This window comes from Nonomuraea terrae, assembly GCF_004348995.1.
In the GTDB taxonomy this organism is placed as follows: domain Bacteria; phylum Actinomycetota; class Actinomycetes; order Streptosporangiales; family Streptosporangiaceae; genus Nonomuraea; species Nonomuraea terrae.
The window spans coordinates 116,290-135,539 of sequence record NZ_SMKQ01000003.1 but is presented as its reverse complement, the minus strand read 5'-3'; the positions used below and the strand labels follow the sequence as shown (position 1 = coordinate 135,539).

General features: G+C 71.6%; 19 protein-coding genes and 1 pseudogene. 10 read left to right on the top strand and 10 right to left on the bottom strand.

Annotated features, from left to right (window positions below; genetic code table 11):
* On the top strand, window positions 1–1,133 hold a 1,133-nt coding region (locus tag E1286_RS02470; protein WP_223189465.1), incomplete at its 5' end, for a cytochrome P450.
* 42 nt (window positions 1,134–1,175) lie between these two features.
* Here E1286_RS02470 and E1286_RS02465 read toward each other — a convergent pair.
* Window positions 1,176–1,844, bottom strand: a complete 669-nt coding sequence (locus E1286_RS02465; protein WP_132608622.1) for an alpha/beta fold hydrolase — start codon at window positions 1,842–1,844, stop codon at window positions 1,176–1,178.
* Between the two features lie 96 nt (window positions 1,845–1,940).
* On the opposite strand from E1286_RS02465, the gene E1286_RS02460 reads away from it, so the two are divergent.
* Both E1286_RS02460 and E1286_RS02455 read left to right on the top strand, forming a co-directional pair.
* Complete coding sequence (locus E1286_RS02460) at window positions 1,941–2,909, top strand: AraC family transcriptional regulator (protein WP_223189458.1); 969 nt, start codon at window positions 1,941–1,943, stop codon at window positions 2,907–2,909.
* 144 nt (window positions 2,910–3,053) lie between these two features.
* Entirely contained in the window at window positions 3,054–4,091 is a 1,038-nt protein-coding gene (locus E1286_RS02455; RefSeq protein WP_132608620.1) for a Glu/Leu/Phe/Val family dehydrogenase, read from the top strand.
* Between the two features lie 452 nt (window positions 4,092–4,543).
* Here the strand turns inward: E1286_RS02455 and E1286_RS02450 are convergent, their stop codons facing one another.
* The 5 genes from E1286_RS02450 to E1286_RS02425 all read right to left on the bottom strand — a co-directional run bounded on the left by E1286_RS02450 (window position 4,544) and on the right by E1286_RS02425 (window position 9,328).
* Window positions 4,544–5,011, bottom strand: coding sequence for a cupin domain-containing protein (locus E1286_RS02450; protein WP_132608619.1), 468 nt, complete (start codon window positions 5,009–5,011; stop codon window positions 4,544–4,546).
* A gap of 12 nt (window positions 5,012–5,023) precedes the next feature.
* Window positions 5,024–5,590 carry an alpha/beta fold hydrolase gene (locus E1286_RS02445; protein WP_132608618.1) on the bottom strand — a complete coding sequence of 189 codons (567 nt, stop codon included), beginning with the start codon at window positions 5,588–5,590 and terminating at the stop codon, window positions 5,024–5,026.
* 490 nt (window positions 5,591–6,080) lie between these two features.
* Window positions 6,081–6,668 carry a hypothetical protein gene (locus E1286_RS02435; protein WP_187368103.1) on the bottom strand — a complete coding sequence of 196 codons (588 nt, stop codon included), beginning with the start codon at window positions 6,666–6,668 and terminating at the stop codon, window positions 6,081–6,083.
* A 41-nt stretch (window positions 6,669–6,709) separates the two neighbouring features.
* The gene (locus E1286_RS02430; RefSeq protein WP_132608616.1) at window positions 6,710–7,366 is read right to left on the bottom strand and encodes a 4'-phosphopantetheinyl transferase family protein; all 657 of its coding nucleotides are present in this window, start codon (window positions 7,364–7,366) and stop codon (window positions 6,710–6,712) included.
* Window positions 7,367–7,435: 69 nt separating this feature from the next.
* Window positions 7,436–9,328: a DUF5107 domain-containing protein gene (locus E1286_RS02425; RefSeq protein WP_132608615.1), complete on the bottom strand. Its 1,893-nt coding sequence runs from the start codon at window positions 9,326–9,328 to the stop codon at window positions 7,436–7,438.
* A 232-nt stretch (window positions 9,329–9,560) separates the two neighbouring features.
* Between E1286_RS02425 and E1286_RS02420 the strand changes: the two genes are divergently transcribed.
* The 5 genes from E1286_RS02420 to E1286_RS02400 all read left to right on the top strand — a co-directional run bounded on the left by E1286_RS02420 (window position 9,561) and on the right by E1286_RS02400 (window position 13,300).
* Window positions 9,561–10,160 (top strand): dihydrofolate reductase family protein, encoded by a 600-nt coding sequence (locus tag E1286_RS02420; RefSeq protein ID WP_132608614.1) that lies wholly within the window; start codon window positions 9,561–9,563, stop codon window positions 10,158–10,160.
* A gap of 148 nt (window positions 10,161–10,308) precedes the next feature.
* Entirely contained in the window at window positions 10,309–10,521 is a 213-nt protein-coding gene (locus E1286_RS02415; protein WP_132608613.1) for a hypothetical protein, read from the top strand.
* 29 nt (window positions 10,522–10,550) lie between these two features.
* Window positions 10,551–12,104, top strand: coding sequence for a sensor histidine kinase (locus tag E1286_RS02410; RefSeq protein WP_132608612.1), 1,554 nt, complete (start codon window positions 10,551–10,553; stop codon window positions 12,102–12,104).
* On the top strand, window positions 12,095–12,742 hold the full coding sequence (locus tag E1286_RS02405) for a response regulator transcription factor (protein ID WP_132608611.1): 648 nt from the start codon (window positions 12,095–12,097) through the stop codon (window positions 12,740–12,742). Before E1286_RS02410 ends, E1286_RS02405 begins: the two co-directional genes overlap by 10 nt.
* A 147-nt stretch (window positions 12,743–12,889) precedes the next feature.
* On the top strand, window positions 12,890–13,300 hold the full coding sequence (locus E1286_RS02400) for a hypothetical protein (RefSeq protein ID WP_132608610.1): 411 nt from the start codon (window positions 12,890–12,892) through the stop codon (window positions 13,298–13,300).
* A gap of 58 nt (window positions 13,301–13,358) precedes the next feature.
* On the opposite strand, the gene E1286_RS02395 is transcribed toward E1286_RS02400, so the two are convergent.
* Window positions 13,359–13,985, bottom strand: a complete 627-nt coding sequence (locus tag E1286_RS02395; RefSeq protein WP_132608609.1) for a dihydrofolate reductase family protein — start codon at window positions 13,983–13,985, stop codon at window positions 13,359–13,361.
* Between the two features lie 293 nt (window positions 13,986–14,278).
* Here E1286_RS02395 and E1286_RS02390 point away from each other — a divergent pair, with 293 nt between their 5' ends.
* Complete coding sequence (locus tag E1286_RS02390; RefSeq protein ID WP_132608608.1) at window positions 14,279–14,863, top strand: TetR/AcrR family transcriptional regulator; 585 nt, start codon at window positions 14,279–14,281, stop codon at window positions 14,861–14,863.
* Window positions 14,860–15,975: an epoxide hydrolase family protein gene (locus E1286_RS02385; protein ID WP_132608607.1), complete on the top strand. Its 1,116-nt coding sequence runs from the start codon at window positions 14,860–14,862 to the stop codon at window positions 15,973–15,975. The genes E1286_RS02390 and E1286_RS02385 overlap by 4 nt, the downstream gene beginning before the upstream one ends.
* Window positions 15,976–15,981: 6 nt before the next feature.
* On the opposite strand, the gene E1286_RS51860 is transcribed toward E1286_RS02385, so the two are convergent.
* The 3 genes and pseudogenes from E1286_RS51860 to E1286_RS02375 form a co-directional block, all read right to left on the bottom strand.
* The gene (locus tag E1286_RS51860; protein ID WP_425464733.1) at window positions 15,982–16,290 is read right to left on the bottom strand and encodes a DUF7507 domain-containing protein; all 309 of its coding nucleotides are present in this window, start codon (window positions 16,288–16,290) and stop codon (window positions 15,982–15,984) included.
* Between the two features lie 136 nt (window positions 16,291–16,426).
* Window positions 16,427–17,716 (bottom strand): annotated as a pseudogene (locus E1286_RS02380) (DUF7507 domain-containing protein); the annotation flags it as partial.
* Between the two features lie 152 nt (window positions 17,717–17,868).
* Entirely contained in the window at window positions 17,869–19,092 is a 1,224-nt protein-coding gene (locus tag E1286_RS02375) for a Zn-dependent hydrolase (RefSeq protein ID WP_165969531.1), read from the bottom strand.
* Window positions 19,093–19,250: the final 158 nt, after the last annotated feature.

Genomic DNA, 19,250 nt, shown 5'->3' with positions numbered 1-19,250 from the left:
CCCCCGCGGTCACCGCGCTGCGCGCCGAGCAGCCGATCACCCGGCTGGCCGCGCCCGCGAGCGCGCCCGGGTTATGGCTGGTCACCGGCTACGGGCTGGTCCGCCGGATCCTCGCCGACCCACGCTTCAGCTCCCGCTACGAGACCCAGTACTACCCGATGGCGGGCGGGCACCTGCCGCCCGCCCCCGTCGGCGACCTGACCGGCATGGACCCGCCCCAGCACACCCGCGTCCGCAAGATGCTGGCGGGCAAGTTCACCGTCCGCAGGATGAGCCTGCTCACCGAACGGGTCACCGAGATCACCCGTGAACGGCTCGACGCGATGGAGCGGCAGGGGCCGCCCGCCGACCTCGTCGAGGTCTTCGCCCAGCCCGTCCCCGCCCTGATGATCTGCGAGCTGCTCGGCGTGCCGTACGCGGACCGCGACCAGTTCCAGGCCTCCGCGCGAAGCCTCTCGGAGGCCGGGGAGCCTGAGGCGCAGTACGCCGGGTTCATCGAGCTCGCAAAGTATCTGCGGGAACTCGCGCTCGCCAAGCGTGCCAAGCCGACCGACGACCTGCTCAGCGACCTGGCCGCGGGCGGCGACCTGACCGACGAGGAGCTCGGCGGCGTGGCCGCCTTCCTGCTCGGCGCCGGCCTCGACACCACAGCCAACATGCTCGCGCTCGGCACCTTCGCCCTGCTGCGCAACCCGGCGCAGCTCGCCGCCCTGCGCGACGACCCCGGCCTGGCCGACGGCGCCGTGGAGGAACTGCTGCGCTACCTGTCCATCGCCGCCACCGGGCTGCGCGGCGTGCTGGAGGACGTCGACCTCGACGGCGTGCGGGTCAAGGCGGGCGACACGGTCATCATCGCGATCAACGCCGCCAACAGGGACCCGGCCAAGTTCTCCGAGCCCGACCTGCTCGACCTGCGCCGCTCGGCCGCCGGGCACCTGGCCTTCGGCCATGGCGTGCACCAGTGCCTGGGCCAGCAGCTCGCCCGCGTCGAGATGCGCGTCGCCCTCCCCGCGCTGCTCACCCGATTCCCCACGCTGCGGCTCGCCATACCGGACGAAGAGGTGCAGTTGCGTACAGACCCCACGCAGATCTACGGCGTTCACCGCCTGCCCGTCACCTGGGACCAGGGATGACACGAAGACCGGGGTGACCCTCTTGGGCCGCGGGTCGGCGTATCAGGCCGTGCGTACGATCTCGTCGATGAGGGCGGCCAACTGGCGCGGCTGCGACAGGAACGAGGAGTGGCCGCTGGGGATCCGGCGGATCTCGGTGGCGTGGGCCGCCATCTGCTCCTGCAGCGCGGGCGGGATGGCCTTGTCCTGCTCGGCGACGATGTAAGTGGACGGGATGTCCCGCCAGGCGGCCGCGTCGACCTTCTCCGCGAACGATCGGACGGTCTGCTCGACCAGCTTGCTCACCAACTGCTCGGCCTCGTCGTCGGGCAGGTCGCCGTAGAGCGAGTTACGCGGGTCGTCGATGAGCGGGAACAGTCCACTCATGTCTTCGGGCTCAGGCACGCCGTGGATGTCGTACATCGACTGTCCCCTGTCCGGCATGTACGCGGCCAGGTAGATCAGCCGCTCGACGTTGCCGGCTCCGGCGGCGGCCTCGGTGACCGGGATGCCCGCGTACGAGTGGCCGACCAGCACGACCGGGCCGTCGATCGACGCCAGTTCGGCGGCCAGCACGGCGGCGTCGTCGTGCATGCCGGCGGTGGGCTGTTCGCCGGAGCTGGGCAGCGCCGGGGTACGCGTGTCGTAGCCGAGGGCGTGCAACTCGGGCTTGAGCTTCGCCCAGCAGTCCGGCCCGTGCCAGGCGCCGTGGACGAGCATCACGGTAGTCATGAAAGTGCTCCAGGATTCGCATTCGTTAGATCTGCCGGATGCAACGCTAAGCGGCAGGAGCTGGACTGAGAATGGCCGATGGTCCAACATAGTTTCGTGAGCGTCCAAGCCGATCCCCTGCAAGACGTCCTCACCCTCGTCGGCACGACCAGCCAGCTGTCCATCGGGCTGGTCGCCGGCGGCGAGTGGGCGCTGTCGTTCCGGCCGCCGGAGGCGGTCAAGTTCAACGCGGTGCGCCGCGGCCACTGCCTGCTCACCGTCGACGGCGTGCCCGAGCCGATCAAGATGGACGAGGGCGACTGCTTCCTGCTCACCCAGCCACGGGCCTTCACCCTGGCCAGCGGTCCCGGGGTGCGGCCGATCCCGGCCGAACCGTTCTTCGCGGCGGCCAGGGGGAAGGCCCATGGCGTGGCCCGGGTCGGGGCCGGCGACGACACGGTGTTCATCGGCGGCCGGTTCGACTTCGGCGAGCGGGCGCAGGAGTTGCTGCTCGACGTGCTGCCGCCGGTGATCCACGTGCCCGGCCGCACCGCCGAGGCCGCGATCGTGCGGTGGGTGCTCGATCAGATCGACGCCGAGCTGCGTGACCGGCCGCTCGCCTCGACGCTGGTCACCGAGCATCTCGCCCTGGTCATGCTGATCCACGTACTGCGCCTGCACCTGACGGTCGCCGGGCCGGGCGCGGCGACCGGCTGGCTGGGCGGGCTCACCGACCCGGTCGTGGCCCCGGCTCTGCAGGCCCTGCACGCCCGACCGGCCCACCCCTGGACGGTCGCCCAGCTCGCGGACGTCGCGGCGGTGTCGCGGTCGACGCTCGCCGCCCGGTTCAAGCAGGCCGTCGGGCGGGGCCCGCTGGAATACCTGACCGGCTGGCGGATCGAGCTGGCCATCGAGCGCCTGCGCCGCGGCGACGAGACGTTGGCGATGATCGCCCGCGAGGTCGGCTACGGCTCGGAGAGCGCGTTGAGCAACGCGTTCCGGCGGGTGACCGGCTCGTCGCCCCGCGAGTACCGGATCAGCCGGATGAGAACGGGTTCGGCGGCGGCCGCTCATCTGTCCGGATAAGGCGGACGATCACCGAACCATGTTCATCCGTGTACGGCGATTCGGGGGTTGATTCCGATCGTTCGTACGATCGGCGACCTTTCATGCGGCCGACTGTCCGATGCTTACCGGACGACACCGCTCGCACGGAAAGAAAGGTTCGGCATGTCCACCCTCCGCCACGAACAGGTTCTGATCCGTACGGGAGCGCGCTCCGGTCTGCCGGTCATCGTCGCCGTGCATTCGACCACGCTCGGCCAGGCGGTCGGCGGGTGCCGGCTCTGGCACTACGCCGACTGGCGGGACGGCCTCGCCGACGCGTTGCGCCTGTCGGCCGCCATGACCGCCAAGTGCGCCGTGGCCGGGCTGGCGAACGGCGGCGGCAAGACCGTCGTCGCCGTGCCCCAGGGCGTCGAGCTGGACGCGGCCCTGCGTCGCGCGGTGCTGGACGACGTCGCCGACACGATCGCGGCACTGGACGGGGCGTACGCGACCGGTCCGGACGTCGGGACGACGCCAGAGGACATGGCGGTCATCGGCGAACGTACCCCTCATGTCTTCTGCAAGCCCGCGCAGCACGGCGGCAGCGGCGACTCCTCGCCCGCCACCGCGCTCGGCACGCTGGCGGCCCTGCGCGCGGTACACCGGCGCCTCCACGGCTCGCGGACGCTCGCCGGCACGCGCCTGTCGGTGGTGGGGCTCGGCAGCGTCGGCCTGCGGCTGGCGCGCCTGCTCGCCGACGAGGGCGCCGAGCTCCTGGTCAGCGACATCGACACCACCAAACGGGCGGCGAGCGACGAGCTCGGCGCCACCTGGGTCTCGCCCGAGCAGGCCCTCACCGCGGACGTCGACATCCTCGTCCCCGCCGCGCTCGGCGGTGTCCTCACCGAGGAGGTCGTGCCGCGTCTGCGCTGCGCCGCCATCGCGGGGCCGGCCAACAACCAGCTCTCCACCGAGGCCGCCGGCGACCTGCTGCACCGGCGCGGCATCGTCTGGGTGCCCGACTACGTGGCGAGCGCGGGCGGAGTCGTCAACGCGCTCACCATCGAGCTGCACAAGGGGACCCCTGACGAGGCCCGCGAACGCGTCGAGGCCATCGAGCACACCGTCGCCGACCTCCTCGCCGCGGCCGGACACCGGCACGTCACCCCGGCCCAGGCCGCCACGGAACTGGCGCAGCGCCGTCTCAGCGGCGCCGAGTAGACCAAGGCTCGCGACCTTGACGCCGCGGCAGGGACCGAGGGCACCACGCGCTAAATGAGCTAAAGGGTGTGCGCCCGGCGGACGCCTGCGATCATTCGAGCGGATCGCGGATCATGTCGACCGAAGGAGAGCCCTCATGAACCTGGGAGTGCCCGAACTGCTCATCCTGCTGGTAGTGGGCGTCGTGCTGATCTTCGGCGTGGTCTTCGCCGCGGTGAAACTGGCCAACCGTAAGTAGCGGCGGTCATGGCCGCCCGCTTGCCGACCGCACCGTGTCCGGGGAGGACGCCCTGCGCCACGAGCACACCTCCCGGCTGCGGTCCAAGGTCCTGGCGCAGGGCAAGGCCCGCCTGGGATCGGACGGGATTCCGCGTTGTGCGAGGTCCTCAGGCCAGGGGGTGGGCCGGCTCCGGCTGGTGGGCCTGGCCGCATCCTGGACTCGACTGGCGGGTTCATCGGGGCGGGCCGACGATGATCTGGCCGTGAGCGTCGGCCGCCGCGGCCAGGACCTCCTCGGGGATCTCGAAGCCCTCGGGCCTGGGGGTGGACAGGTCGCGTCCGCCCTGGCGGAACATGTCCTCGATGCCGGCGGGCGTGGCGATCAGCAGCAGGTCGGCCCGCTCGGAGGTGACGCGGTAGCCGTGCGGGATGTTGCGGGGCAGGTAGACGATGCCGCCCTCGGACAGCTCCAGCTCCTCCTCGCCGACCCAGACCAGGGCCCTGCCCTTGATCAGCATGAAGACTTCGTCTTCCCGGGTGTGCATGTGGAACGGCGGAGCCTCCCCCTTGGGGGCGTCGAACCGTCCGACGGTGACTTGCCCGCCAGTGGCGGCGGCGTCCAGCAGGACGGAGAAGGTGCTGCCGCCCAGCCATTCCAGCTTCTGCTGCTGTTCGGGCTGGGCCAGATACGGAACGCTCATGAGAGTTCTCCCTCAATCCAGGAAAGAGATCAGATCCCGGGCGAGTTCTTCGGGACGTTCGTCAGGGACGAAGTGCCCGCTGTCCTTGATGACCGCAGCGGACAGGTGCGGCGCGATCGGGCGCAGGGCCTCGGCCAGCCGGGTGCCCACATTGTGCTCACCGCCGACGGCCAGCACCGGCATCGGCAGGTGGGCCCCGATCTCGGCCCAGGCTCGGTTGACCCGCCCGTCCTGTAGCAGGGTGCGGCAGTGGCCGAAGCCCGCGCGCAGGGCCTCCCGTCCGGTGTAGGAGGCGGTGATGGCGGCGATCTCCTCCGGGGGGAACGCGGCGGTGACGTGCGCCAGCCGGTTGAACCACCAGGTCAGGAAGGCGGGCTCGGTCCCGTCCAGGAGTAGTTCCGGCACTTCGGGTGTCATGAACAGGCCGAAGTGGAAGGAGCCGCCCGTGGCGGCGTTCATCGCGCCTTCCAGCCCGAAGCCGGGCAGAGCCAGCTCGACAAGCGCGAGCCGCGCGACCTCCCGCGGATGGCGGCGGGCGTAGGCGAAGGCGACCATGCCGCCGATGTCGTGCCCGACCACGCGAACCCCGGTCGGCTGAGCGTATCCAGCTCATGGTGCCGAGCTGGTGATCGATAAGCAGGAGCGCCGTGTCATCGGGTGTGCACAGGGCCATGGTGGTTCCTCTCCGTGTGGCGGCATCGCCGCAGCTCAGGGCAACGCGACCAGCCTGGCCACCATCGCGTGGCCAGCCACATAAAGCTGATCACGAATTTACGTGGCCGGCATCGTAAGTTTCCACGGCCACGGAAGAACGTCACCCGCGGCCCGATGAGAACGACCGGTCAACAGCGCCGACGAGGGCATGGGCCGCGTCGCCTTCCCGCCGCCGGCACTCTTCGCCCAGATGGAGCGCATCGTCACCGCCGGACGCGCCGCCCACGCCCAGCAAAGCCGCGGACGACAGCCGCCGGGCGCCGCCCGCGCTCGCCTTCACGCACGGCGGCTCATGACAGTGACGGCCGGCGTGTGAGCACCTGCCGGCCGGACCCACATCTCCAGTGATCTGTGATCACGTGCTATGGGACATGCGGAAGAGCTCTCGCCCGTGTGCAACCGCCCGCGCCCTTCCGGCAGGAGGCTGAGCCGGATGTCCAGGCCAGGCCCGTCGAGCGGGTTCGGCCCGGTGCTGCGCATCTCGTGCCGGACGGCCAGCAGATGCGCCCTCCTGCGGGCCCGCTTCGCGCAGGTCGTACACCCGGGGCCGGGGGATCGCGCCCGGCATGTCGGGGGCCAGGACATATTGCTCTCCCTGCGGCGTGATCCTGGCCCGCAACATCGGCTGGTGCAGGGCCAGCCGCGCCAGCGCGTCCTCCAACGCCTCCGCGGCCTCCTCGCCGTCCAGGCCGGCGAGCACGAAGTCCGCGTAGAAGTGCGCCGACTCGTACGACAGCTCCCAGCCGTCGTGCTGCCCGACGAAGTACTCCTGCTGGAGCGGCATCAGCGGGAACGGCGCCGACGGGTCAGCACGGCGTTCGATCTCCACCGGCAGTGCGCGTGCCGCTTCGTTCCCCGCGGTCCTGCGCCGCCTGACCGCGTCCGCGAGCCGGGCCAAGGTGATCTCCACCGTCACGTCCGCCAGCGCCAGCTCCACCGCCATGCCCCGTCAGAATAAGTGCAAAGTGATAACCATTTCTACACTTATCGGGACGGTCTCTCACTGGCACCGACGGCTATCGCCGTCAGGACGAGCCCCTCACGCACCAGCCAGCGGCCCGTGAACCCGGTGACGACGCCCCCGGGCGCCAGGACCGCGGTGAACGTCCGCCGCCGCGGGTCCACGGTCAGGCGGGCGTCGGAGAAGTCCAGCCAGCGGCCGGTCAGCGGGAACCACGCCTTGTAAACCGACTCCTTGGCGCTGAACAACAGCCGGTCCCAGCACACCTCCGGCTCGCCGGCGGCCAGCCGGTCGATCCACGCCCGCTCCGCCGGATCGGACACCGCATCGAGAACGCCCGGCGGGAGCGGTTCATGGGGCTCGGCGTCCACGCCGATCGTCCACAGGTCGGCGGCACGCGCGACGGCGCAGACCCGGTACCCGTCACAGTGGCTCATGCTGCCGACGACGCCCGGCGGCCAGACGGGCGCGCCGCGCGCCCCACGCAGGATCGGCACCGGCGGCACGCCCAGCCTGCCCAGCGCGGCCCTGGCGCAGGCGCGCACGGTGGCGAACTCGCTGCGCCGCCGGGCCACCGCCCCGGAGACCAGCGCCTCCTCCTCGGGGAACAGCCACGCGTCCGCCACGTCACCGAACGCCTCCACCGCCACCACCGTGCCGGGGAGGAGCTCCTCGATCACGCGACACCCGCCCGCGCGTGGTGTGGCACTCGCACCGGTGGCCGAGCAGATTCCACGTGGTTCCTTTTCTCAGCGCATGCGGAAGTCGTACGTCGCGGGCAGGGGGTGCTCGCGCCGGACCTGGTCGGGGTCGGTGTCCGGGTGGCGTAGCTCCTGGTAGCGGAACCAGAGCTCGTCCAGGGAGCCCTCCCCCTCGCGCAGGTTGTGCACCGTGATGCCCTGCTCGATGAGTGCTCCTGCCCGGTCCAGGTCGCCCGCCGCGAGGGCGGCCTCGGCCTCGATCATCTGGATCAGTCCGAGCGCCCGGTCGTCGGGCCGGAGCCGGTCGATCAGGGCCAGCGCCTCGGCGGCGCGGCCGTCGGCCAGCAGGGCGCGCAGGGTCTCGACGGTGAGCGCGACGACGGCCGGCGCCAGGGCGTGCGCCTCCACCAGCAGGTCGGCGCCCGATCCCGAACCCGCCAGCCGGGCGCTCTCCGCCAGGCAGCGCAGGGCCCAGGGCGTACGGCGGCGCTCCAGGGACTCCCGCCACGCCCGCTCGGCCCCCTCCCGGTCGCCGTCGGCGTACCGGACCAGGCCCAGGTGGTAGCGGGCGTGCCAGTCCGCCGGGTGCCGTTCGAGAAGGTCGCGCCAGGGACCGTCCGTGACGGGGGCGGCGGGCGGGTCGCACTCGGGCAGCCGCCCGGTCTCCAGGAGCTCCCGCCACGGGCGCTGCTCGTCGCCGATCTCGCCGAAGTCCAGCTCCGGCAGGGCGTCCGCGACCTCCAGCGCGCCCCACCCCGACCCCCGGCTCAGCACCTCCGGCGCGTGCGAAGGGCCGGACGGAAGGAGCGCTTCCCGTGGGATCAGCCGGTCGACGGCTGCCGTGGCGGCGCGGACGGCCTTGTCCCACGGCCCGTGGGCCGCCGCGGGGTCCACCTCCAGCAGGCCGTAGGCCTCCACCCAGCTCCACGTCGCGCCGCCCGGGATCGGCACGTGCTCCAGCTGCGTCCTGGCCAGCCCCGCCTGGATCTCCAGATAGCGGGACGAGGGGCCGCTCAGCCACTCCTGCCAGCGGCGGCCGCCCGATCCGGTCCCCCAGTGGAACAGCTTGCGGCCGCGCAACCGGTCCGTCGAGACCTGGACGAGCCCGCTGCCCGAGGAGTCGACGGCGGCGATCCACCGCCGCTCACCCGCCGGGATCTCGAAGAAGTAGTCCGCCGCCTTCGTCGCCGTGTCGGTGTAGCTGCGGTCGCGCCCGTCGCGCATCGGGAAGTCTTCCGGCCGGAGCACGGCGGTGTAGTCGTAGTGGTAGGCCCGGGTGGCCGGCGCCAGCACCCGCACCCCGGCCGCTTCCGGGACGGCGATGTTCGACCACCAGTAGGCGGGCACCGGCTCCGCGGCCAGGTTGTGCAGGGTGACCTCGACGAACATGACCGGCGACTCCGCGGGCAGCCAGGCGTCGATCCGCACCACCAGCCGCCGCATCCGCTCGAACTCGTACATGCGGAGCATCGGCGTCCCGTCGGCCCGCGTGAGCCGTACGGCGTGCAGGGGCGAGCAGGTCAGCGGCCAGTGACCGGTCGCGCCGACGTTCCACTCCACGCCGCCGGCCAGCCACGCGTCGCGCAGCGCCAGGTTCGCCGGCTGCAGAATCGGGTTGCGGTGCAGCAGCTCCCGGCCCGACGGGCGGTGGACGAGCGACCAGAGCCGCCCGCCGTACGCGGGCAGGAAGGTCGCGGTCAGCACCTCGTTCTCCAGCACCACCACCGGCAGGTCCCGCTCGGTGCGCGTGCGGCTGTAGCCGTCCTGCGCCGTGTACGGCAGCAGCGAGTACGGCTGGCCGTACGCGATCTGTGCCGTCATTTCCTCATCGGCACCGACCACCCCGCGCCTGGCCCGGGTGCCGCGCAGGAGCGGCAGCGGACTGGCGGCGGGCGGGTCGGCGGCGGGCAGACGCATCGTTCCGGTACGCACAACAGACATGGCCGGTCCCCAAGGAGAAGAGGGTTATTTCCCGATTCCCCGCTGATCATGCCCTAAGCGACCATCTGACCGACATATCACCACTGTTCGGGATTTGCCGTCGCGACCAAGCGGTCGAGCAGGTCACCTCCGCGTGCCGGTCCTCCGGAGATTTCTCCGGGCGGGATGTCGATCCCGGTCCTCTCCGCTCGACGCGTCAGTGAAGCAAGCCTCGCAACCCCCAGGAGATGTGATGAGCACCGTGATCATGCACAACGTCGTGTCGGTGGACGGCTACATCGCCGACGCGCAGGATCAGGTCGGCCCGCTGTTCGACTGGTACGTCAACGGCGACGTCCCGCTCGGCCAGGGAAAGGTGTCGCGGGCCTCCGCCGAGTACGTCCAGCCGATGTGGGACAAGATCGGGGCGATGGTGATCGGGCGCCACCTGTTCGACATGACCAACGGCTGGGCGGGCAAGCCGCCGACGGGCGAGCACGTCGTCGTGGTGTCGCACCGCCCCAAGCCCGAAGGGTGGCACCCGGAGGCGTCGTACCACTTCGTCGACGACGTGGCGGGGGCGGTCGCGAAGGCCAAGGAGCTCGCCGGTGAGCGCGACGTCGCGGTGGCTGCGGGCGACGTCGGCGGGCAGGCGTTCGCGCTCGGCCTGGTGGACGAGGTGGCGATGGACGTCGTGCCGGTCGTCTTCGGCTCGGGCAAGCGGTACTTCGGATCCGTCGACGCCCAGCACCTGCTGGAGGACCCGCACGTGGTGGTCCAGGGCGACCGGGTGCTGCACCTGCTCTTCCGGGCCCGCCGCCAGGGTCGGCCCCGGTCGCCCGGACGGCTATGAGCGCACGCGGAAACGCAGGTGGTGGGCGTTGGGCGTGGGGACGCCCTCGACGAGGTCCAGGTGAATGTGCGGTAGGGCTCTTCCGTGAAGGTCGCGGATCGATGACCATGGATCTCGACTCGATCGGCGGCGCATCGAAGGAATCGGCATGCCCGGCCTGCGGGCCATCGTTCGCGACACGCTGCGGGAGGCGGTGAACCGCGGGCGCTGGCCGCGCGACCACGACGGTGACCTGAGCGGCGTCCCGTTCCTCGGCGCCTTCGTGGGTGTCCTCACCACGGGCCTGATCATCGCCGGGCGAGGTGTAGGGGGCCCGCGTAGTCTTGAGGCAGGCAGCTCTCCGAGAGAGGACGATCGCTGATCGACGCCCTTGACCCGTACGCCCGGTCTTTGTGGATCGCCGCCGTGCTGGTGTCGATCGTCGCCGGAGTCGGCTTCGTCGTCGCGGGTCTGGTGGCGTGGCGGTCGCGGTCCGGCCGGCTCGGATTCCTGCTGGCGGCGGAGGGCGTGCTGTGGACGCTCTACCAGTTACCGCTGCCCGTTCCCCGTGAGGTCGCCGCGGTGACCGTGGGGGCCTGGCCGGCGCTGCTGGCCCACCTTGTCCTGGCTTTTCCCGGCGGCAGGCTGGGGAGCCGGGTGTCCCGGGCGGTGGTTGCCCTGGGTTACGTGTGCGTGGTGGTCATGGGCCTGCGGCACCTCGCCGGGCCGCGGGCGAGCGAGGTGATCAGCGGCGTGGGGACCCCGGCGCTCGTGTTCGTCGGCGTGAGCGTGATCGTCCTGCAGGTGTTGCGGCTGCGCGGGAGCAGCGTGGCCCGGCGCCGCCTGCTGACACCGGTGCTGGTGGCCGCGGTGGTGGCGACGGCGCTGTTCGTGGTGTGGAAGCCGGTGGCGGTGGCGGGCGGTTCCGCTCCCGTGCTCGCCCTGGCCGTCCAGACGGCCTTCGCCGCGGTCGGGCTGGCGTTCCTCTGGAGCCTGGTGCGGCGGCGGATGGACAAGAGCGGGGTCGCCGGGCTGGTGGTGCGGCTGAGGGGGGAGCCGCACCCGGCCACGCTCCAGACCGCGCTGGCCGAGACGCTGCACGACCCGACGCTGCGGGTGGGGTACTGGGTGCCGGAGTCGAAGGGGTTCCTCGACGTCGACGGACGTCCCCTGGCGCCGGCCCCCGGTCAGGTGGTGACGCAGGTCGACAGGGACGGCCCGCTCGCCGTACTCGCTCATGATCCGGCCCTGCTGGAGAACCCCGAGCTGATCGAGGCGGCGTGCGCCGCCGCGTCACTCGCCCTGGAGAACGAGCGCCTGACCGCCCAGCTGCGGGCGCGGCTGCGTCAGCTCGCCGACTCCCGCGCCCAGGTGGTGCGCGCCGCCGAGACGGAGCGCCGCCGGCTGGAGCGTGACCTGCACGACGGCGTCCAGCAGCGGTTGCTGGCGATCCCGCTGACGCTCAGCCTGGCCGAGGCCGCGCTGACGTCCGGGCCCGAGCGGGTGCGTCCGCTGATCGGCGAGGCCAGACAGACCGCCTTCGCCGCCCTCGACGAGGTACGCGCGCTCGCCCAGGGCATCCACCCGCCGATCCTCACCGAGCGCGGCCTGGTGGGCGCGGTGCACGAGCTGGCCGCCGTGGCGCCGGTGCCGGTGGCGGTCTCGTCCGACGTCCCCGGCGAGCTGCCGGTGGAGGTGGAGACCACCGCCTACTACGTGGTGGCGGAGGCGCTGGCGAACCTCGCCAAGCACGCCGCGGCCGACCAGGCGTCGGTCAGCATCAGCCGGGCCGGCGGACGGCTGTCGGTGGAGGTCAGCGACAACGGGCGCGGGGGAGCCGACCCCGGACGCGGGTCGGGCCTGCGTGGGCTCGCCGGGCGCGTCGAGACGAACGGCGGGAGCCTGCACGTGCACAGCCTGCCCGGTCAGGGCACCAGGATCGAGGCGACGCTGCCGTGCGCGTAGTGATCGCGGAGGACAACACGCTGCTGCGGGAGGGCCTCGCGCGGCTGCTCGGCGAGGCGGGGTTCGAGGTCGTCGCGACGGTGGAGGACGCGTCGGCGCTGCTGAAGGAGGTGGCGGCGCGGCGGCCGGACGTGGCGGTGGTGGACATCCGCCTGCCGCCCACGCGGACCGACGAGGGGTTGCGCGCCGCCCAGGAGATCCGCCGTGCCCACCCGTCCACGGGCGTCCTGGTCCTGTCGCAGTACGTACGCGTCAGCTACACGGTGGAGCTGCTCGGCGGCGGCGCCCGCGGGCTCGGTTACCTGCTCAAGGACCGGGTGTCGGACCTGGCCGAGTTCGCCGCGGCGGTACGCCAGGTCGGCAGGGGCGGCTCGGCGTTCGACCCGATCGTCGTGGACCAGCTCGTGGGGCGGCACGTGAACGAGGACGACTCCCTGCACGCCCTGACCGACCGGGAACGGGCCGTGCTGGCGCTGATGGCGGAGGGCCGTACCAACCAGGCCATCGCCGAGCGGCTCGTCATCGCGGAACGCACCGTGGAGAAGCACTGCACCAGCATCTTCGCCAAGCTGGGCCTGCCCCCGCGGCCCGACGACCACCGGCGCGTGCTGGCCGTGCTGCGCTACCTGAACGCCTGAAGGTGCGGCTAGCCGCACCACCGGCATGCGGGTGGCACGCCCGCGGACGAGAGCCTGCTCGCTTCCGGCCACGTGACCGCGCCCGCACACTCATCCGGTGAGAGCAGGCCGCCCTCGGCGGCCTCCCGTGAGGAGAGGAAGCCTGCCGTGAACGTCGTCACCATGGCCCGAGGCGTCGCCGCCGTCATGAGTCTGATCATGGCCGTGTACCTGGCCGTCGACGGGGCCCATCGGCCGGCCAACATGTTCCTGTGGCCCGATGTGGCCGTGGCCGTGTTCCTCGCGGCGGCCGCGGCGCTGCCGCGCCGATACGCCCACGCCGGGCTGATCTTCGCTTTCGGCTGGTCGGCGGGCGTCATCACGGTCTCGATCTTCAGCTACGTGGTACGCGGCGCCTTCGCCTGGCCGAACCTGGGCCTGGTGCTGGCCGCCGTGCTCATGGCGGCCCTGCTCAGCAGATCGCTCGCCCTCTCCCCACAAGGACCTCGGCCAGGACGGACGGGCAGCTTCGGTGAGACGGGCAGCTTCGGTGGGACGGGCGCGGGAGCCGGTCGGTGAGGAAACCGCTCGCCTGGGTGCTCGGCCTGGCGGCGGTCCAGGCGAGCATGCGCCCGCGTCAAGGCGTGGCGGTGCCCTTGGTGAAGTCGCCGTACGTCGGCCTGCCCGCCGGCTGGTAGACGCTGAGCACGCAGCCGCTGCTGGTCGCCTTCGACTCGACCAGGCGCAGTGCCGTGGCCGTGCGACCCGGCTCAAGCAGTCGCTTGCCCGTGCCGAGCACGACGGGGTAGGTCCACAGGCGGAGCTCGTCGATCAGGCCGTGATCCAGCAGCGACCGGGCGAGAACGCCGCTGCCGTGGATCTGGAGCTCCCGGCCGGGACGGGCTTTGAGCTCGGCGATCTTTTCGAGGACATCGGACGTGATGAGCGTCGTGTTGTGCCATTCGACGCTGTTCAGGGTCGCCGAGACGACGTACTTGGGCAGGGCGTTGAGGCGTGCGGCGATCAGGTTGTTCTCGTCGGTGACGGTCGGCCAGTAGTTCGCGAAGATCTCGTAGGTCCTCCGGCCCAGGAGGAATCCGTCCGCCTCGGCGAACCACTTGCTGCCGTAGGTCTCCAGGTCCGCGTCGGCGTAGGGGAACTGCCAGCCGCCGTGTTCGAACCCATCGCTGGTGTCCTCCAGGGGTGTTCCCGGTGCCTGGATGACCCCGTCCAGCGACTGGAACGTCGCCAAGGTGATCCTCATGTCGTGCTCCCATCAATCCCGTGTGCGGAAGGAGACAGCTCTCACGCGTGAAACACGTCGCGATCGTCACTCGCGGCTGCCACGAAGGACGCTGTCCGGCGAGCGAGAACATCGTCTCGCCCACATCCCGATGTTTCCGTCGGACGCGTCTGCAACGATAGGACCGACAATTTTTATTGTCAAGACCATCGATCTTGTCGGCATACGGTCGGCGCGACCAGGCGCCGCCCGATGCCGGCCGCGACGTCACCGGGATGCGTACGTTTGTTCCTAACTCGTGTACATTTGTACGTATGGCACGGACCGGCGCGCGGCGGGCCCGGCGGTACGATCCCGACCGCAGGACGCGCATCCTGGACGCCGCCCTGGACGTCATGGCGGAGCACGGGACGGCCGGGACGACGCACCGCACCATTGCCGCCCGCGCCGACGTGCCGCTCGGGTCGGTCACCTATCACTTCGCGAGCCTGGCCGACCTGCAGGCGCAGGCGTTCGCCCGGTATGTCGAGCTGCAGTCCGCGACGTTCGAGAAGCTCTTCGAGGACGTGGAGACGCACGAGCAGTTCGTCGAGGTCCTGGTCGATCTGGTCCACGGGGGCCCGGCGCGGCACCGCAGCGCGGTCCTCGGCTTCGAGCTGCACCTCGCGGCGCTGCGCAACCCCGATCTGCGGGTCCTGACGCAGGCGTGGACGTGGGAGAGCCGGGCCGTCCTCGCCCGCTTCACCGGCCCCGGCACCGCCGCGCGCCTGGACGCCCTGCTCGAAGGCATGATCATGCACGCCCTGCTGGCGGCCGAGCCCGAGCCGCGCGAGGCGACCCGGGCCGCGATCGTCCAGACTCTCGGCCCGGCCACGCACACACCCCGAGGAGACCCGTGATCGCGGTACCTGACGAAGAGCTGAACGAGCTGCGGTCGCGGCTGCGCGCCACCCGCTGGCCGACCGCCTGGCCCATGAGCGGATGGGACGCCGGCGCCGAGATCGGCGAGCTGCGCCGCCTGGTCGCGTACTGGGCCTCCGGCTACGACTGGCGCGAGCACGAGACGGCCGTCAACGCCCTGCCGTCCCGTTTCGCCGACATCGACGGGACACCCGTCCACTACCTGCGCTTCGACGCCGAACACCCCGGCGCGCTGCCGATCGTCCTGACCCACGGGTGGCCCAGTTCGTTCCTCGAACTGACGGGTCTCGCCGACCGGCTCGCCCGTCCGTCGCGCCACGGGGGCGACCCCGCCGACGCGTTCACGGTGATCGTGCCCTCGCTGCCCGGCTACGCCTTCTCCCCGCAGCGGCCCTCGCTCACCGAGTCGCCGCAGACCCACGAGCTCTGGCACCGCCTCATGCACGACGAGCTCGGCTTCGACCGGTACGCCGCCCACGGAGGCGACCTGGGCGCCGGCATCGCCTCACGGCTCGCCGAGGCCCACCCGGAGTCGCTGGCCGGCATCCACCTGCTGGCGGTCGCCGGCCCGGCCGCGTACGACCCGGAGAGCCTCACCCAGGAGGAACGGGACCACCTCGACTCCGTCGCGACGTGGAGCAAGGAGGAGGGCGGCTACCAGCACGAGCAGAGCACCCGCCCCCTCACCTTGAGCTACGGCCTGTCCGACTCACCGGCCGGGCTGCTCGCCTGGATCGTCGAGAAGTACCGCGCGTGGAGCGACTGCGGAGGCGACCTGTCGTCCCGCTTCAGCGACGACTTCGTCCTGACCCAGGCGTCGCTCTACTGGTTCACCCGGACCGTCTCGACCTCCTTCAGGCCGTACTACGAGTACGCGCAGGGGCTGACCAGGCGCGTCGAGCGGGTGGACGTCCCCACCGCGCTCGCGCTGTTCCCCGCCGACCTCACCCTCCCGCCGCGCAGCTGGGCCGAACGCACCCACAACATCACCAGGTACACCCGCATGCCGCGCGGCGGGCACTTCGCCGCCCACGAGGAGCCGGAGCTCCTCGCGCACGACATCATCGAGTTCTTCCGCGCCCACCGGTGAGAGGCGCTACCTCCTCGGCGCGTGCCGGTGCGGAGGGCGGACGGCGACCTTGGCGCGGACCCGCGAGGTGACCGTCCTGCCATCAGTGCCGGTCGCGGAGACGGTCGCCACGTTCACGATCTTCCCCTTCTTCGCGTCCTTCCTGGTGATCGTGTACGGCGCCGTGGTGCAGATCGTCCGGGCGCCCGGGGCGAGCGTCGTCGCCGGGCAGGTGACCTCGCCGAACGCGGGGTCGCTCACCGTCAGGTTCTCCAGCGGGGTGCGTCCGGTGTTGTGGGCCATGATCTGCCAGACGACGGTGTCGCCGGCGTTCACCCGCCCGTTCCGGTCGACGTCGCGGACGTTGCCCCGCTTCTTCAGGTGCAGCCCGTCCTTTCGGCGAGTTCGGCGCCGCCTCGGCGACCACGCGCGCGGTCGCCGAGGCGGACCGCACACCCCCTTCGGCGGTCGCCGTGGCGGTGTTGTCGATGCCGCCCGCCCGCAGGTCCGCCGCCGTGACCGTGTAGTACGCGACGCACGTCATCGACGTACCCGGCGCCAGCGGCCTGCGCGGACAGTGCACGTCCAGCGGCCCGCCGCTCCCGGTGAACCGGCTCTCGTCGATGGCCACGTCGGACAGCGTGGTCCCGCCCGTGTTCTCCACCTCGAACCTGTAGACGACCTGCTGCCCGGGAAGGGTGACCTTCGCCGGAAAGACGCTCTTGGCCAGCGCCGGCGAGGAGGCGAGCACCGGCACGGTCTCCTGCGCCTCGTCCGACTCGACCTGCTGCCCCGTGTCCGCACGAATGCCGTACGCGGTCGCCGTGTTGGTGACCGAACCGGCGGTGACGTCGTCGGCGGTGACGGTGTAGGAGGCGGTGCACTGGATGGTCTGACCCGGACGGATCCGCTCGGCGGAGCAGCCGGGCCCCGGCGGGCCGAAGCGGCTGTCCTCGATGGCGGGGTTGTTGATCGTGACCGTGCCGGTGTTGGTGAGGACGTACGTGTAGTCGACGTCCTCTCCGGCGGCGGCGACCGTGTCCGGAGAGGCGAGCTTCTCCAGCCGCAGCCCCGCGGCCGGGTTCGTCTCCACCGTGGCCGTCGCCGGCGCGGAGGTCACCCCGGCCGGTTCCGTGGGCGAGTCGGCGATCGCGACCGCGGTGTTGGTCAGGGCGCCGCTGTCGATGTCCTCCTGCGTGACCTCGTACGGCGTCGCCGTACAGGTCGCTGATGCGGTCGGCGCCAGAGTGGTGGGGGAGCAGCTCACCTGAAGCGAACCACCCGTACCGGAGAAGGCGGTCTCGAGGACGGTCAGACCCGACAGGGTCGTGACGCCCGTGTTCGTCGCGGTGAACGTGTACGTGACGGTCTGCCCCGCCTCGCTCACCGTCTCCGGCTCAGCGCTCTTCGTCAGCGTCAGGCCGCCGACGGCGGGGCCGGTGACGGCCGCCTCCGACGGTGCGGACGTCGTCGTCTGACCGGCCGACGTGGTGCCCGTGGCCGTCGCCGTGTTGACCACGCTGCCCTGGTCGATGTCGGCCTGGACCAGCGTGTACGTCGCCGTGCACTCGACCGTCCCACCCGGCGCCAGCGAATCCCTCGGGCACCCGGCGACAGGCTGGTCCCCGTTCCCCGTGAACTCCGTGTCCGCGGCGGTCACGTCGGTCAGCGTCACGTTGCCCGTGTTGGTCACCCGGTAGGTGTACGTGGTGCTCCCCCGAGCTCTAGCTGAGTACGGGCCTAGGACACCCTTGACGACGATGGGTGATCATTGACGTTCCTGGGCGCGTTGGATGACATTTCCCCAGGTCCTGGCCTTGATCCCCCTTTCTAGCGCCGTCGGGTTCGTGGGTCGAGGCGACACGCACTGTTCGTTTGTCCGGGTTGTTGATGCCATGGGGGCAGTGCGACGTGTCAGAAGGCCAGCCGGTGCAGGGCCGTGGCCAGGACGGAGGCGCCGCGTACGCAGTCTTCCGGGCGGGTGTACTCCTCCTTGCAGTGGGAGCGGCCCTCGACGCTGGGGACGAAGAGCATCGCGGTCGGGACGTGCTCGCCCATGAGCTGGCTGTCGTGGCCGGCCCCGCTGGGCAGGTCCATGGAGGTCGCCCCGCGGTCGGCCGCGGCCTGGGTGAGCACCTCGCGCAGGCGCGCGTCCATGACGGTCGGGGTCTCGTCCTTGAGCCGTTCGAAGGTGACCTCGACGCCGCGGCCGGCCGCGATGGTCGCGGCGATCCGGTGGGCCTCGTCGGCGCGGGCCCTCAGGTCCTCGGCGACGGTGTGGCGCAGGTCCATGGAGAAGACGACCTCACCGGGGACGATGCTCGGCCAGCCGGGACGTACGTCCCAGCGGCCGAAGGTCACCCGGCCGGCCTTGTCCGCCTCGGCAACGTGCCGGGTGATCGCGGTGCTGATCTCGGCGGCGGCCTGCACGGCGTCCAGGCGTGCGTCCATCGGGGTGCCGCCGGCGTGGTCCTGGCGTCCGGTGACGACGACCTCTTCCCAGACCAGTCCGGTGATGACCTCGACGACGCCGACGTCCGTGCCCGCGGTTTCGAGGACCTTGCCCTGCTCGATGTGCAGCTCGACGAACGCGGCGATGTCGTCCCTCTTGGCGGTGGCCACGGCCGAGGGGTCGAGGCCGACCGCGGTCATCGCCTCGGCCATCGACACGCCGTCGGCGTCCTTGAGCGTGGCCGGCTCGTCGGGGCCGACGAGGCCGAGCATGGCCCGGGAGCCGAAGAAGTTGGCCTGGTAGCGGCTGCTCTCCTCCTCGCACAACGAGACGACCTCGAGCGACGTCCTGGGCCGCTCGCCCCTGGCGGCCAGGGCTTCGAGCGCCGCCAGGCCGGCCAGCACGCCGAGCGCGCCGTCGTACTTGCCGCCTTCGGGAACCGTGTCGATGTGGCTGCCGGTGAGGATCGTGCTGCTGTCGTCGGCGCCGGGCAGGCGGCCGAAGACGTTGCCCACGGCGTCGCGGCGCACCCGCAGCCCGGCCTCGCGCATCCATCGGGCGACGAGGTCCTGGGCCTGCGCCCAGGCGGCGTCGTACTGGAAGCGGGTCATGCCGCCGTCGGGCAGCTCCCCGAGCTTGCCGAGCTCCTCGACGTAGCGGGCCATCTTCTGCGGGTCGATGTCCATGTTCACGCTGTCCTTCCCGTCCGGTGGGTCCTGCAGGATGCTGATCGATTCCTCAATAACCGACAGATCGGACACGCGTCCACGTACCGCCTCCTGATGCCGGCCACTTGGCATGGAGCGGCATGTCACGTCCTGGGGCGTTGCCGCCGTCTATGACG

Excerpts from the sequence above, each read along its gene's own strand:
- E1286_RS02390 (WP_132608608.1), top strand. The coding sequence starts at position 14,279 with ATGGCACGGACCGGCGCGCGGCGGGCCCGGCGGTACGATCCCGACCGC.
- E1286_RS02435 (WP_187368103.1), bottom strand. The coding sequence starts at position 6,668 with ATGGCGGTGGAGCTGGCGCTGGCGGACGTGACGGTGGAGATCACCTTG.
- E1286_RS02395 (WP_132608609.1), bottom strand. The coding sequence starts at position 13,985 with ATGAGGATCACCTTGGCGACGTTCCAGTCGCTGGACGGGGTCATCCAG.
- E1286_RS02465 (WP_132608622.1), bottom strand. The coding sequence starts at position 1,844 with ATGACTACCGTGATGCTCGTCCACGGCGCCTGGCACGGGCCGGACTGC.
- E1286_RS02375 (WP_165969531.1), bottom strand. The coding sequence starts at position 19,092 with ATGGACATCGACCCGCAGAAGATGGCCCGCTACGTCGAGGAGCTCGGC.
- E1286_RS02455 (WP_132608620.1), top strand. The coding sequence starts at position 3,054 with ATGTCCACCCTCCGCCACGAACAGGTTCTGATCCGTACGGGAGCGCGC.
- E1286_RS02420 (WP_132608614.1), top strand. The coding sequence starts at position 9,561 with ATGAGCACCGTGATCATGCACAACGTCGTGTCGGTGGACGGCTACATC.
- E1286_RS02450 (WP_132608619.1), bottom strand. The coding sequence starts at position 5,011 with ATGAGCGTTCCGTATCTGGCCCAGCCCGAACAGCAGCAGAAGCTGGAA.
- E1286_RS02425 (WP_132608615.1), bottom strand. The coding sequence starts at position 9,328 with ATGTCTGTTGTGCGTACCGGAACGATGCGTCTGCCCGCCGCCGACCCG.
- E1286_RS02415 (WP_132608613.1), top strand. The coding sequence starts at position 10,309 with ATGCCCGGCCTGCGGGCCATCGTTCGCGACACGCTGCGGGAGGCGGTG.